Source organism: Rhodobacteraceae bacterium D3-12 (genome assembly GCA_025916135.1).
Lineage (GTDB): Bacteria > Pseudomonadota > Alphaproteobacteria > Rhodobacterales > Rhodobacteraceae > JAKGBX01.
Genome location: CP104793.1, coordinates 3,112,012 through 3,126,919, shown reverse-complemented (window position 1 = coordinate 3,126,919; position 14,908 = coordinate 3,112,012). Strand labels below are relative to the sequence as shown.

At 54.4% G+C, this 14,908-nt stretch carries 9 protein-coding genes and 3 pseudogenes; 8 read left to right on the top strand and 4 right to left on the bottom strand.

Annotated elements, in window-relative coordinates; genetic code table 11:
• Positions 1–65 precede the first annotated feature (65 nt).
• The 3 genes and pseudogenes from N4R57_15510 to N4R57_15500 form a co-directional block, all read right to left on the bottom strand.
• Positions 66–1,335: pseudogene (locus tag N4R57_15510) on the bottom strand (O-antigen ligase domain-containing protein).
• A complete protein-coding gene (locus tag N4R57_15505; GenBank protein ID UYV36406.1) occupies positions 1,325–2,779 on the bottom strand; it encodes a hypothetical protein in 1,455 nt (484 codons plus the stop codon). Before N4R57_15505 ends, N4R57_15510 begins: the two are co-directional and overlap by 11 nt.
• Before the next feature lie 82 nt (positions 2,780–2,861).
• The gene (locus N4R57_15500; GenBank protein UYV36405.1) at positions 2,862–3,503 is read right to left on the bottom strand and encodes a response regulator transcription factor; all 642 of its coding nucleotides are present in this window, start codon (positions 3,501–3,503) and stop codon (positions 2,862–2,864) included.
• 246 nt (positions 3,504–3,749) lie between these two features.
• On the opposite strand from N4R57_15500, the gene N4R57_15495 reads away from it, so the two are divergent.
• The 4 genes from N4R57_15495 (at position 3,750) to N4R57_15480 (ending at position 9,239) form a co-directional block, all read left to right on the top strand.
• Entirely contained in the window at positions 3,750–5,165 is a 1,416-nt protein-coding gene (locus tag N4R57_15495; protein ID UYV36404.1) for a WecB/TagA/CpsF family glycosyltransferase, read from the top strand.
• 22 nt (positions 5,166–5,187) lie between these two features.
• On the top strand, positions 5,188–6,075 hold the full coding sequence (locus N4R57_15490; protein UYV36403.1) for a UTP--glucose-1-phosphate uridylyltransferase: 888 nt from the start codon (positions 5,188–5,190) through the stop codon (positions 6,073–6,075).
• Between the two features lie 105 nt (positions 6,076–6,180).
• Positions 6,181–6,636 carry an oxidoreductase gene (locus tag N4R57_15485; GenBank protein ID UYV36402.1) on the top strand — a complete coding sequence of 152 codons (456 nt, stop codon included), beginning with the start codon at positions 6,181–6,183 and terminating at the stop codon, positions 6,634–6,636.
• An 80-nt stretch (positions 6,637–6,716) separates the two neighbouring features.
• On the top strand, positions 6,717–9,239 hold the full coding sequence (locus N4R57_15480; protein ID UYV36401.1) for an ATP-binding protein: 2,523 nt from the start codon (positions 6,717–6,719) through the stop codon (positions 9,237–9,239).
• Between the two features lie 7 nt (positions 9,240–9,246).
• Here N4R57_15480 and N4R57_15475 read toward each other — a convergent pair.
• A pseudogene (locus tag N4R57_15475) lies at positions 9,247–10,397 on the bottom strand (polysaccharide biosynthesis/export family protein).
• A 239-nt stretch (positions 10,398–10,636) separates the two neighbouring features.
• Between N4R57_15475 and N4R57_15470 the strand changes: the two are divergent.
• The 4 genes and pseudogenes from N4R57_15470 to N4R57_15455 all read left to right on the top strand — a co-directional run bounded on the left by N4R57_15470 (position 10,637) and on the right by N4R57_15455 (position 14,809).
• A pseudogene (locus N4R57_15470) lies at positions 10,637–11,871 on the top strand (oligosaccharide flippase family protein).
• A gap of 3 nt (positions 11,872–11,874) precedes the next feature.
• Positions 11,875–12,792 (top strand): glycosyltransferase, encoded by a 918-nt coding sequence (locus N4R57_15465; protein UYV36400.1) that lies wholly within the window; start codon positions 11,875–11,877, stop codon positions 12,790–12,792.
• Between the two features lie 17 nt (positions 12,793–12,809).
• Positions 12,810–13,805 carry a glycosyltransferase family 2 protein gene (locus N4R57_15460; protein UYV36399.1) on the top strand — a complete coding sequence of 332 codons (996 nt, stop codon included), beginning with the start codon at positions 12,810–12,812 and terminating at the stop codon, positions 13,803–13,805.
• A complete protein-coding gene (locus N4R57_15455; GenBank protein ID UYV36398.1) occupies positions 13,709–14,809 on the top strand; it encodes a glycosyltransferase family 4 protein in 1,101 nt (366 codons plus the stop codon). The genes N4R57_15460 and N4R57_15455 overlap by 97 nt, the downstream gene beginning before the upstream one ends.
• The last annotated feature ends 99 nt before the right edge of the window (positions 14,810–14,908 follow it).

Sequence of the window (14,908 nt, the reverse complement as noted above, 5' to 3'; positions counted from 1 at the left end):
TGGCAGAAAGCGCTCTTCGTCGGTAGGTCCGCAGGTCGATCCAAGCCGACTTCGAAAGCTCTGCCTTAAGCAGAGGTACTAGCTTTTAGCGAACGGACCTCATGAATATGCACGCCAAGAAGGAGAAGTGCTGGCCACAACAAATAGACTTCGATTTCCAAGTTTTCGCCGAACGACAACAGGATCAGCGTTAACATGATACCCATGGGGAGCCTCCCTTTGGGCGATATCGCGGCTTGTTGCATGACAAAAAGCGTATGCCACAACATCGGAATAAGAAGCGCCATGAAGCCAACCAGCCCTTTGACAAAAAGCAACCCATACCATGTGTGATGACTGCCGATTGGCATGTATTCAACAACGTGCGGCCCCGGGTGTACCGTGCCATGCCCAAACCAGACAGCTTCGTTAGACCATCGCTCGTAAGCTATCCTCTGAAGTGTTTCGCGCACGCGTGTGCTGTCTGCTCTTGCCCCCTTAAAGGTGCTGACACCATCTTGGAAAAGTTGAAGCAGCGCCGCCCCCAAACAGCCAATGAAGCAGACAGTACGGCCACAACATTCCAAGCCCAACCACGCAAGATCAGCGGCATCAAACGGGGCAAAGTCGTGCAGGCCACCAAGCCGACCAACCCCATGCGAGACTTCGACGCAAAGATCATGAGCAGCCCGGCAGCAAGGCCAATTGCCATCCATTTTTTGTCCGTCTCTTCCAATGCAAAAAGCACGCTAACAACCCCCAACAACGCAGCAAAGGGTGACCACGGCGCATAAAACTGCCAGCGTGGCGTCCAACTGGCTGGGTCGAAGGTAAAGAGAAACATGGTAAAATACTCGGCCCTGGCCCGCCGATTGCTTTGAGCGGAGAGGTAAAAACTCGTTCAGGTAGCCCCAAATAGGGCGCGGCCAACAGCAAGGGGGCGAGGGCGAGCGTGAAAGCTCCGACAATGCTTTGCCCGCGTATCAAAACTTCACGGCGGATCGGAAGCACAGCGCCTGCAAGTGGGAATAAAGCCAAAAGCGCCCAACCTTTGGCCCAGCCGATTGATGACTTGATCGTCTGCTTCAGCCCTAAACCCCAGTCTAGGTGACCAACCCAAAGAGCGATCAGCATAACACACATACCGAGGATCCAAGCCCAAACTAGCGGAGGAATGGGCCCTGTCGCGCGCATGTCCTCGCGCACTATATCTCCGAGGTAGAGGCATAGAAACGCGAAGCCGGCGAGCGTCCAGGCGAGCACTGGGCCGACCACGTAGAGAGCACCCACGGCATAAAACAGCCAAGTGAATGCCATCGTCTTGAAGATGAGCCGCTCAATTGGATTAAACGACATCTGCGCGATCTTCAGGCTTGCGGCGCAATTTGGTGATGAGAGCAAGGCGAATCCAACCCAAGCCCAAGCCGACAAGCAAACAAAATGATGCGGCAATGCCTGCTGCAACGGCGATCTTACGGTTTGGCGAGGTCGGCTTTTCAGGCAACGATGGGTTTTCTAAAACCTGCACCAATGGGTACGATGCATAGACATCTGATTTGCTCGTCTGGCTGCGAGCGATCGCCGATGCAAAGACGGCTTCTGCAACTGTGAAATCGCGTTGAAGATCTTGCAGTCTTGCGGCTGGTGCTGCCAGTTGAGTGATGAGTTTACGCTGCTTTTCCAGACGCGCTTTCTGTACTTCGTATTGGCTTTGCATGCCTGCGCGTTCGGCTTCTTGTCTAACCAAGCGTGCCAGCAACTCTGCACGTGCGCCATCTGGAGCGAAATCAAGACGCGCCAACTGTTCATCGGTCATGCCTGTAACTTGCCGGGCGCGGCTCGTCGCCCCTGCCAGTGCGGCTTTATACGCAAGTTGTCGTGCCTGAACCTTGGGGTGATTGCGCCCATATTGCGAGCTCAGATCAGCCAGTTTAGCGGCGAATGTGGCGCGTTCGGCATTCAACGAAACAAATTCTGCATCGGCAAACAGCTTGAGCGTGACGGCCGCCAAGTTGGCGGGCAAATTCAACGCGGTTTCAAGCGCCCGCACTGTTTGGGTTCGATCGCTAAGCACCGCAGACAATCGATGCAATTCGATCTCCGATGCGTTCGCACCGCTGAGCAACTCGTCATACTGCTCAGGCGAGATCAGTCCTGAGGTCTTTTGGAGCCGCTCAATGTCTGCGCGCGTCGTCGCAACGGACTTTCGATAGTCATTGATCGCAACCAAGCCACTGTCTTCGCGCGTGCGCTGTTCGTCGCTCCGCAGGGCTTTGAGTTCGCTAAAGAAGGCTGTGAGCAGGGCATTAGAACGCGCCTGCGACTGTTTAGGGCTGTAGCCAGCCATCTCCACATGAATGAGACTTGTCTGGTCAACAAGATTTACCCGTGGCTTGCCAAACTCTGCCCGTGTTTCGCCTAGCGATTTTCTTGCCGTTTCCAGAATGCGGTCAGCGTTGAGCAGCCGCTTGTAGGTTTCTGTCGGGCTGACGGAATTGCTGGCGAAGGCCGAATTCGCATAAGATGATGCCTGCCCGATCCCGGTAAGGTTCATCGAGGCCGAAGCACCGGACCCAGGCAGAATGAGCGAAGCATGAGACTTGTAAACCACAGGTGCCGATTTCAGATACCCTGTGATGGGCATCCAAATGAGCACGCCGCCAAGGGCGGCAAACGCAGCGTAGCGCGGTAGCCGTCCCCAATCGTGAAGGCGGCCGCCTAAGAAAATACGTTCTACGCTTGCGCGGTATTTTATAACGGGCAAGGTCAGTCTTGATAGTCTGGGCAAAGTGAGATGCATTACAGGTACTCCATGACCCATACCTAGCCCACTTTGTTGACGGTTTCGCCCGCGCAGCTGGCTTGGTCCGTCACGCAGATGGTCAGCCGAACCTATCCTTTAGGGTATCTGTAAACAGGCCAGCTTCGCGCGCAATCAGAGCAGCCTGAGTACGGTTGGCAGCGCCGAGCTTGCGATAGAGGGTTTTCATGTGAAGCTTGACCGTGGGTTCCTGAATGTCCAGATCCCGCGCGATCTCCTTGTTCGACTTGCCTTCAGTCAGCCCCTCAAGAACCTGCAACTCGCGTGGCGATAGTTTTTCGGCCAGCGCGTTAACCGGCTCGTCCGGAGTGGCTGTCATAAAGTCGATTGGTGCATATTGCTCACCCATGGCCATGAAGCGAACCGCATTCACCATCGACTTTGCAGAGAGCGTTTTGGGAACAAACCCTGCTGCACCTGCTTCAAGAGCTTCCTCCGCGACCTTCCGAGTGGCTTGCCCCGACATGAGGGCAACTCGTTGCCCTCCCTTTAATGACATTGCTTTGGTCAGGCCTTCCAGGCCGTTCATTCCCGGCATGTTGTAATCGAGCAAAACCAGATCAAACGCGTCTTCCGCTTCGATGATCGAACACGCCTCATCAAGATCAGCCGCGATTTGCGTTTCTATGTTGCCTTGGCCTTGCAAGAACAGAACGAGAGTGTCGCGCAGCAAGTCGTGGTCGTCGGCAATCAAAACACGCATTCGTGGAACTCCTTGGTTCTGGCCTCTTTACTGACACATCGTGACGAAATCACGGCAAATTTTCTTCAATTTAGCATAGGCTTTTCTACCCTATTGGATAGGTGATGACGCATCGTTAACAAACATTTTTTCGATCGGAGGGGGTGGGCATCCCTTGTTTCTAAACACTGTCCGTCCGCTCAGTTGAGCCGTGTGTCGTCATGCCCCAGTCTTAGGTCAATCACATTGAAGCGAAAGACCAGACACATGACTTACCAATCCCCCAACGCGGATTTTCAATTCGCTAAGCTAACACCAACCTTCGGCTTTCAGAGAACAAAAAAAGCTTCAACTATGAGCAAATTCATCCCTTCTTTGGGGATGACGTTGGTTGATGCAAGCACGCAAGGTGCGATTGATGCGCTGCTTTCACCTTCATGCTCACGCGCCTGCTTTATCAATGCGCATTGTTGCAATGTCGCCCGGAAGGACACTGCATACGCCTCCGCCGTCGCAACTTCTGGACTGCGCCTTCCCGACGGCATTGGCGTTGAGCTGGCGGCCAAATTGAGCGGTGAAACGCTTGCGCAGAACCTGAATGGTACGGACCTCATTCCGAAGCTTCTAGAAGAAGCGGCCCGCCGATCGTTGTCAGTCTTCTTGTTGGGGGGCACCGCCGGAACTGCCGATGCTGCGGCGGCGCGTTTGGTGCAGGACATTCCTGGTTTGCGCATTGCGGGTACGGCCAATGGATATGCCGATATGGCCGACCCGTCATCTGTCATTGCGAACATCAACGAAAGCGAAGCCGATATCCTTCTGGTCGCGTTCGGCGTACCGTTTCAGGACGTTTGGCTTGCCGAAAACGCAGACCGTTTGAACCCTGGCCTGTTGCTCGGTGTCGGCGCTTTCTTTGATTTTTGCGCAGGGAACGTCACCCGCGCGCCAAAGCTGGTTCGAAAAGCGCGCATGGAATGGGGTTGGCGGCTTCTTATGGAACCGCGCCGAATGGCGCGCCGTTACCTGATCGGAAATGCGACATTCCTTGCGCATGCTATGTGGCGTGAGAAAGTTGGTGCAAATCAGACAGACACTCTACGACGTGCGCTTGATTTGACGATCTCCTCCTGCGCACTTCTTCTTTTGTCGCCCATTTTCATCGCTCTGGCGGTCTTGCAAAAGCTCGACAGCAGCGGGCCGGTTTTTTACGTGCAGAGCCGTGTCGGAAAAGATGGGGCCCTGTTCAACATGATCAAGTTTCGCTCGATGCACGTTGGCGCTCACAAGCAGCATGCCACACTCGCAGCGACATCAGAACGGGAGGGTCTTTGCTTCAAGAGCAAGACAGACCCGCGGGTGACACGTTTGGGTCGCATTCTGCGGGCGACATCCATTGATGAATTGCCGCAAATCTTCAATGTTCTGCGTGGTGACATGTCTATTGTCGGCCCGCGACCAGCCTTGCCAAGCGAGGTCGCCGCTTATCCGCCACGTGCCCTTGATCGCCTGACCGTCAAGCCGGGGATTACTGGAGTTTGGCAAGTCGCGGGACGCGCCGACATTGGCTTTGAAAAAATGATCGACATGGACTTCGCCTATACGCGCTCGCGCACGATCTTACTGGATTTCTTCCTCATCTTCCTCACGTTCCGCGCGGTCATAACCGGTCGTGGCGCATACTAACACCCATCTGAAAGGACCCACTATGACACATATCCGCAAAGCCGTTTTTCCTGTTGCTGGTCTCGGTACCCGCTTCCTCCCTGCGACAAAATCAGTCCCGAAGGAGATGCTTCCCCTCGTTGACCGCCCGCTCATTCAATATGCCATTGATGAGGCACGCGCAGCGGGCATCGAAGAGTTCATCTTCGTCACAGCTGCCGGAAAAAATCCGCTGGAAGACTACTTTGATAGCGCTTCGGCTCTCGAAAGGCGCCTCAAGGACAATGGCAAAACCAGCGCGCTGGAGGCGCTGGAAAGAACGCGACTTCCAGAGGGTCGTCTGGCGTTTATCCGCCAGAGTGCGCCGCGCGGATTGGGTCATGCCGTTGGCCTCGCCCGTCATCTTGTCGGCGATGAGCCTTTTGCGGTGTTGTTGCCTGACGATGTTATAAATGCGCCCAGAGGTGCCCTTGGGCAGATGATCTCGGAGCATAAATACAACCGTGGTCACATGGTCGCGACAATGGAAGTCTCGCCGCAACAAGTGTCGTCCTATGGAGTTATTGATCCGATCGCTACGAAGGGGCGCACGCTGCAAGCACGCCGACTTGTCGAGAAGCCTGCGCCCGGGAGCGCACCCTCAAACGACGCTATCATCGGCCGATATCTGTTGGAGCCCTCGATTTTCGAGCAACTCGCCAACCTTGGCCCGGGCGCTGGAGGCGAACTTCAATTGACCGATGCTATCAATGCGGACATTCCGACAACACCGGTAACAGGTTACCGTTTTGAGGGCGAGCGCTTTGACTGTGGCTCGGTACAGGGCTTTGTTCAAGCGACCGTGGCCTTCGCCCTTGAGCGAAGCGCGTTGTCCGGCGATTTGTCTGACTTCTTGGCGTCGCGAATTCAAAGCAACTTGCTGGCCGCCTAGCGAAAGAGCGACCTATCCGAAAGGGTAGGTCGCGGCTATCCCGAATAGAACAAGCCAGATAAGCATCATATCTCTATGGTGCGCTCAAACAAGGAGCCACACGCCATGATAAGCAAGTTTATAACAGTTTGCCTTCTCGCAATTTCACTACCCGCGACACTTTTGGCCGACACCGCTGCAAGCACAAAAAGCGAAACCATTCTAACCGTGACGGGAGACATTTCCGCGCCGAATGCTGACGGTAAAGTAGAGTATACCTTGGGCGATCTGGCGGAGTTGGGGGCCACGAAATTTGAAACGACGACCATCTGGACAGAAGGCACTCAAACCTTTGAAGGTGTAGAACTGGCCACTCTGATGACGTCGCTCGGCGTGACAAGCGGAGTGATTAAGGCGATCGCACTTAACGACTATGCCGTTGAGTTTTCTGTGAAAGACGCTGTTCCCGGGGGCGCGATGCTGGCCTACAAACGTAATGGCGATCTCATGTCAGTAAGGGATAAGGCCCTCTTTGGATTGTTTTCCCTTATGACTCAAGCGCACGTTACCGCACCGAAGTGACATACTCCAAAAGCATTTGGCAACTCGCAAAAATAGAAATCACGCAGTAAGCTCAGGCTCAGGAAAAACGGTGGTAGTTCATGCCCAAGATGAGTCGAACCAAGTCGAACTATTACTTGAGAATACTGTCTCTGTTTTTCTTGGTCGCGACCACCGCTGTCGCCATTTCATACTTGGGGATGAATATCACCCGAGACATGAAGCTGCTGAATTCGGCAGACTCGGACAATGTTCAATGGTCTTTGACGCAAGCTGAGGTCGAGTTTCTGGACTTTGATATCGAGCTGTCGGTCGCCGCTAACCAGACGACGCCGGACCTGTCTCTGTTGCGCCGAAAGTATGATATTTTCTACAGCCGCATAAAAACGCTTAGCCAGTCTCAGATCTATGATGAGCTTAGGCGTGGCACGACTTTTGCGCTAAATCTCAAGAAAGCGCAGGTATTTCTGGATGAGATACTGCCGATCATCGATGCACAGGACAGCACACTTGTGGCGTCGCTGCCCAATCTGATGGACGAAGCGAATGCTGTGCGCCCGTTTGTGCGAAGTTTGGCAAACTCGGGCTTGATGCACTTTGCGGCAGAGTCCGACCGGCGCAGGGAAACTCTGGCGAACACGCTTGGACAAATGGCGATCGCGGCAGCAACGCTCGCAATCGCTCTCATAGTTCTCGCTATCTACCTCGGAGTTCTTGCTCGCAGGAACGCCAAAGGAATTGTTCAGCTTAACCGTGCAAGCGAACGCATGAAGATCATCACAAGCACGTCGCTCGACGCGGTAATCGTGAGTGATTCATCGGGTAGAATTCTAGACTACAACACGGCGGCGGAAAGCACTTTTGGCTATCCGCGTGACTATGCCATCGGCAAACCGCTTGGTGAACTGATTGTCCCCGAGAAGCTACGGGATGCACACAATCAGGGCATGCAGAGGATGCGTGATCACGGCGAAAAAGTGATCGGCAAAGGCCGCGTGCAGTTGGAAGCGCTGCGTCAAGACGGCACGATTTTCCCGGTCGAAGTGGCGATACAATCAGCCAAAACGAGGGATGGAGAAGTTTTTATCGCGTTCCTTCGCGATATCTCCGATAAAGTGGCGGCAGATGAGGAGCTCATAAAAGCCCGTGACCGTGCTCTTGAAGGAGAGCGCGCAAAGGCGCGCTTTCTGGCGACAATGAGCCACGAAATCCGTACGCCTCTCAACGGGTTATTGGGCAACCTGACCCTCATCAGGTCAACCAAGCTATCCGCAAAACAAACAAAATATATCGAGAACATGGAAGCATCGGGCGGCTTGCTGATGAACCACATCTCCGATGTTTTGGACGTGCTGTCGTATGAATCAGGGAAACTGCAAATTCGCCTTGCGCCGGTTGACTTAAGCGCCTTGCTTGAGGAAATCGTGAACAGCCTAAGCGGAGCAGCGGTGCAAAATGGTACAATGCTCGAGTGGGGCTGGGTGGGCGACCCTGTTTCTTGGGTCAAAACCGACTACCGCAAGCTTCAGCATATCCTTGTGAACCTGATCGGAAACGCCATCAAGTTCACGCAAAACGGCAGGGTCAGCGTTGGGGTTGAGTTTGTTAAAACAGACAGTGGCGCCGAAGAAGTCGTTATCACAGTGCGTGATTCAGGTGTCGGGATCCCGCCTGAGCAAATAGACACGATTTTTGAGGATTTTGTCACAGGCAATGCGTCCTACAACCGTGAGGCTGGTGGAACAGGCCTGGGCCTTGGCATCGCAAAGCGGTTCGTAACAGCCCTAGAGGGGCGTATCGAAGTTGAAAGTGCGCCGGAAATTGGCAGCAAGTTTACAGTTACTGTGCCTGTGACTGCTGTTGAGGAGCCTACATCCGACCTGTCGGCAGAACTCAAGACGCCATCAGCAAAACCCTTGGATATTTTGCTGGTTGAGGACAACGAAATTAACAGTTTCGTGGCGACTGAAATGTTGGTGAAAATGGGTCATTCGGTCACAGTTGCCGCCAACGGCAAAGCTGGCGTCGATTTTGCCGACGCGCATAAGTATGATCTTATCCTCATGGATATCAGCATGCCTGTTATGGATGGACGTGAAGCCACAAGAGTTATTCGGGCAGGAAACGGTGCATCAAATGACACTCCTATCGTCGCTTTGACCGCGAATGTTCTAGCGAACGAGCAGGAGATGTTCCTAGCTGATGGCATGAACGATGTGATCACCAAGCCCCTGACAGAAGGCGCGCTCAGCCATGTGTCAAACACTTGGGGCATGCAAAAGAATGCGGATAGTCATCTGTTGTCAGAGCAGCATTTATCCGAAATGCGCGAGATGATCGGGCAAGAGCAATACGAGTTGTTTATAGATCGCCTGAACAAAGAGGTGACTCGCATGATGGCGGAAAACTTGAATGTTGCCTCGCTTGAATTTGACGAGGTAGTCGAGGTCGCACACAAGGTCGCCGGGACGGCGGCCACTCTGGGGGCGAAAGACTTTGCTTCCCAGCTCAACGCCCTTGAAAACGCGGCCAGAGCAAAAGACCTCGCCGAAGTTGAACGGCTGGTCGGTATACTCCCCGAGCTGTGGGAAAAAACACTAGGCGCGTTCAAAGAGCGCGCCTAGTCGAGGCCTAAAGCCCGCCTAAGCTCAACACGCCAAGAACACGTCCAACTTCGGTGACGTTTGTAACCGAGCTGTCATAGCATGCGATCGCGTCGCCGGGGAGCAAATAGGGGTCAAAGTCGTCACGCTCCGGGCGTCGCAGCAACTGCTCGATGTTGCGCTCAATTACGACGGAAACCTTGGTTTCAGGATTGCGCGAGAACAGGACCGCCGAGCGGTTTGCGCTGGTCGTCTTGGCGCCACCTACACAGTTGATGTTAATCGCCGCTTGAAGATAGCGCGTCCCATAGGGAACCTGACGCGTTTCGTTGCTATTTGCCGAAACAGCATTGCCTGTCGCGGGTTGCGTCAGATTAGAGACAAACAGCGATATACCGGGAGGGCTAATCGGGCTTGGTCGCATCAAGTTATCCTGGAAGCACTGTCGACTGGGCACGCTCACCTCGTCGCCCGACAAAAGCATGATGTCCACGTTGTTTTCACCTTCAAAAACACCGCGCATATCAAGCTTGTACAGTTTATCCGCACGCCGCAGTTCTATCGCCGAGATATCTGCATCTGGCCGGATACCCCCGCGGCTCTAAGGGCTGCAGATAGGTTGCGCCCCTCGGACGAAGCTCCGAGAGCATCTTGCCTGCGCCCATCAACGCGATCACCTGCGATTGCACCGATCTCGACGGCATGCGGCTCGAAAACAGCTCCTGAAACACCAACCGTCACGGATGAAAAATCCTTGACGCGAACGGATACGCGCGGGCGTTCAATGAAGTAGTCGCCCGACAAGAGACCCGATGCGATGTCTCTTTCAATATCAGATGACAGCCGCCCTTGCGCTTGTATCGGTCGCAGGAAGGGAAGCTTGAGAGTGCCATCCCGCGAGACAACATAAGAGCCGCTAAACGTGTCGTCATCGCTGACGAAAATTTCGACGAGGTCATTGCGCGTCAGGCGCTCGCCGGCGAGCGTGTTCATGCCTTTGCCGCCTTTGCCTCCACGTAAAGGAAGGCATTTCGCCGCGTTCATTGCGGCGGACCGTAAAAACTGAGCTTCAGAGCTGCGTTTTGTCGGCGCGCGGTATTGCGCCTGATAGCCTTTGCCGGTTGCGATGTGCTCAATGTTCTTGGGCGCTTCAAGGCTCGCGCAATTGCTCAGGCTCATGATGGCGGCGAAGATTGATGCCCCTTTAACAGGTTTTTTCATTTCACACTCACGATAGCTTTTTTGTCTCCGCTAGCCCTAACAACTGCGCCCAATTCTGCCGAGGGCGCTTTGGAACAACTGACCTATCCGGACGGATAGGGGGCACATCCGCCCTCTCTGTTTTCTGTCCTCCTGTGTCCGAGACACCAACCCATTGACGACGTTAAACAACGGTTACTCATTAATCGGATACCAACATGCAACCTGCATCACAACTTAAAACAATGACGGCCGGCCTGCTAGCCTACGGCGCCTCAGAAGTCGCCGCAAAGGTTTCAAGGATTCTCGTCGTCGTGGCAGTCGCCCGAACGCTCGAGTTGAAAGAGATCGGTGTTGCCGCCGCGGCTATGGCCGCAAGCGATATCGTAAAGTCCCTCACTGAAAACGGTGTTGGCCAACGCATTATCGCCGCAAGCAACCATGAGTTGGATCGCACCTGCAACACAGCGCACAAGATATTTTGGGCGTGGTGCATCGGCTTGTTTGCGATGCAAATGGTTGTGGCTCTGGTTGTCTACGCGACAGTTGGCAATGCCGTTTTGGCGGCTCTCATTGCGCTGCTCGCAGTTGAATATCTGTTTATGCCGGGCGGGCTAGTGCAGGTCGCGCTTGCAATGCGTGCCGGTGCCTTCAAGCAAACCGCGGCTATTTCGGGTGCTCAGATCGTCGGGGCTAACCTCATCGCCGTGGTCTTGGCTCTCGTATGGGCTAATCCGCTCGCGCTTGTTTTGCCGCGGGTCCTGACCGCGCCGTTCTGGCTTATCGCACAGCGCAAGCTTCACCCCTGGCAGCCAAGGGCGGCAGCAGGATTTGCGCCGGTGAAGCCCTTCGTTAGCTTTGGCAAATCAGTTCTTGGGACCGAGATCGTCAAATCCGTTCGTTTACAAGCTGACAAAGTGATCGTCGGTGCGTTTATGGGACCGAGATTCTGGGCCTCTATTTTATGGCTTTCAACGCGGGCCTGAGCATTGCGAACTCGGTTTCTGTTGCGCTTTCAACCATCGTATTTCCGCATCTGTGCAAAGCGGAAGACAAGGTTCTGGCCCTGAGGCAGAGCATAACGCTTCCGATGCTTTTGGTTGTTCCGACAGTCCTGTTGCAGGCCGCTCTCGCGCCGCTCTATGTCCCGATCCTGTTCGGTGACGGCTGGGGCGACATTAGCCCGATTGTTTCGATCCTTTGCATTGTGGCAATCCCGTCTACGCTTTGGGCCTCTGCTGCGGGCTGGTATCGCGCCAACAATCGCCCGGACATTGAGCTTAAAGTCACCATCGCCCTTACGGCAGCACTTCTCCTGAATGTCGCGGCGTTGGCGCCTTACGGGCTCACCCATGTTGCCGCCGGCTACGTCACGCTCACCGCAATCATCCTTTTCTGTGCCTCTGCACCAGCCTTCGCTTTGGCTTTTCGCAGCACGCCTCTGGAGGCTTAAACAATGCCGCAATTCTCTATCATCATTCCATGCTTCAACGCTGAGAAAACGATCGCACAAACGCTCAAAGGGTTTCAGGCGCAGACGGTGTCTGATTGGGAAGCTATTTGCATCGATGACGGATCGACAGATGAAACTCGCGAAATCATTCGCGAATTTTCACAGCACGATGAACGCATTCGCTTGGTTTTCAACCTGTCAAAAGGGCCGAGTGCAGCGCGAAACTACGGCGCGAAAAATCTCGCTCGCGCACCTCTGCTGTCTTTCTGTGACGCAGATGACATTTGGCACCCTTCAAAGCTGCGTTCGCTCCAAACAGCGTTCCAAGATGAAACAGTGACAGGTGCATTCGGCCAGATCGCGTTTTTCAGCGTCGTTCCGGGTGATGCCACCGTGCTTTCCAAGGTGCCGCAGTCGGATTTGACAGTCGATATTTTGTTGGGTGAAAACCCTGTCTGCACTGCGTCCAACATCAATTTTCGCCGAAACGCGTTCTTGGCGTCTGGCGGGTTTTGCGAAGATATGGTGCACAATGAAGACCTGGAGTGGTTGGTGCGCGTCGTCGGCGCCGGGCACCGGTTTAGCGGTCTAAACGCGTTGCACACCTACTACCGGACAAGCCCCAACGGTCTCTCCTCTGATCTTGGCGCAATGGAAACATCACGACAAATCGTGGTGCAAAGCGCAGTGGCTCTCGGAGCAACACCAAGCAAGAAAAGCCAAGCCATCTATAGCCGCTATCTCGCGCGTCGCGCCTTGCGCATGGGCAATCGCCTTTTGCCGCTTCGTTACGTTCTGGAAGCTTTGGCAGCCAGCCCCGCTGGCTTCTTCACATCGCCGCGACGCGGAGCACTTACGCTGAGCGCTGCTCTTGGCGTTTTGATCCTGCCGCGTTTCATCACCCGCCCCCTGTTTTCATAGTGACAAAGGAACTTTCCATGCCACATGCATCTATTGTCGTCCCTGCCTATAATTCTGCGGCCACTCTTGCGGCTACGCTGACATCACTCTTGGCCCAAACTTATGAGTCGTATGAGATCATTGTCGTCGATGATGGATCAACAGATCAGACACAGGAATTGCTTGAAGGGTTCGTTGCAAACCCTCGCATTCGTGTTGTTCGCCAAAAGAACCGCGGTCTTGCGGGGGCGCGCAACTCGGGGATCGCTGCGGCGCGCGGTGAGATCATCGGGTTTTGCGACGCAGATGATCTGTGGGAGCCTGCCAAACTCGCCGGGCATGCTGCGCATTTGAAGAAAAACCCGAAGGTCGGGTTGAGCTATGCAGGATCTGCCCTGATCGACGATTTTGGCCAGCCTCTTGGTCAAGCTCAGCGCCCCACGCTGAAAAATATCTCAACCGCGCATATTTTTAAGCGCAACCCCATTGGGAACGGCTCGTCACTTGTTGCGCGCCGTGAGGTGTTCGATCAGATCGCATACCGGCCTGAACACGAGACAAGCCGCGACTGGTATTTCGATGAAACTTTTCGCCAGTCCGAAGACATCGAATGCTGGCTCCGTATCGCTCTGACCACCAGCTGGACATTTGAAGGTATCCCGGGGCTGCTGACAAAGTATCGGATAAACTCAAATGGTTTGTCCGCGGCGACCGAACCGCAAATGCAAGCTTGGGAGCAGATGGTTCGCAAATTGACGCCTCTGGATCAAGGCTTCTTTCGCGAACATTTGCCCGCCGCGCGCGCCTATCAGCTTCGCTACCTTTGCCGTCGTGCGATCAAATCACTTGATGCTGACCGCGCAGGGCGGTTTGCGAAACAGTGGATCAACACATCAAAACGTCCCTTCATCGAAGAACCGCTCAAATCAATTGCGACATGGGCCGGCATGCTGCTGCTCGTCAAACTCGGGCCGCAAACACTCGAGCGTGCCATTTCAATCGCAACTTTCAAATTCCGCCAAGGAGCCCTCTAATGACCCGTAAAACAGTTATTCACCTGTGTGATGATGAAACCGCTGGCGGCGTTACGCGCGTGCTTGATCACATCAAAACCTGCGAGCTGATGGCGCAAGATGCGCATCACGAGGTAAAGTATATCCGCCGTGGGACAACCAAAATCGGCAGGATCAAAGCGGATGTAATTGTCTCGCATCTCTCTGTGAGCTGGCGAACATTGCCTTGCCATATCACGCTGCGTGCGCTCAACCCGACGGTGCCTATGATGCATGTTGAACACAGCTATTCTGACGGTTTTCTAAAGCATAATGTGAAAAGAAAGGGCCGCTTTGCGACGCTGCTTCGCACGACTTATGCGCTCTACGACCAAATTGTCGCTGTAAGCCATGCTCAAGGCCAATGGTTGGCAACGGCAGGCCTCGTCCGTCCGACACAGCTTGCTGTCATCCAGTCAACAGTCCCCTATGAGCCTTTTCGCAAGCTGAGCGCACCAAAAGGCGCCGTGAAAGTCTTTGGCGCGATCGGGCGGATGGACCGGCAAAAGGGCTTTGATGTTCTGATCGAGGCTTTCAAGAAAACCGAAGACCCGAGCATTGAGCTGCGTTTTTATGGTAAAGGCCCGGAGGAAGCCGCGCTGCAGGAGCTCGCCAAATCTGATAGCCGCATCAAATTTATGGGCTATTGGTCCAACCCATCGTTGGTGCTTTCCAGTTTGGACGCCGTGTTGATGCCCTCGCGCTGGGAGGCATATGGCCTTGTTGCCGCCGAGGCCCTGCAAGCGAAACGACCCGTGCTTCTGAATAATGTCGACGGGCTCAAAGACCATATCGAAAACGGCGCCACAGTTGTGATGTCCGATGATGCCAATACATGGTCCCGCGCAATCTCGAAGCTGGCAGGCCGCAAACCTCAACTGGCTCCGAACACCCATTCGAACCGCAGAGCCGAAGACGTCTTTGCCGCGAGCTGGAAAAGAGCAATGAGCCATCTTCTCAATCCGCCAAGCGCTGCACAGGCGTAGAAACCGAACGCTCCAGGCAAGCCCTTTTATTTCACGAGACTCGCGCCAATAAGGCGAGATTTACCGGTTCTTGCCACATTTAGGCCATGATTTTGCCAT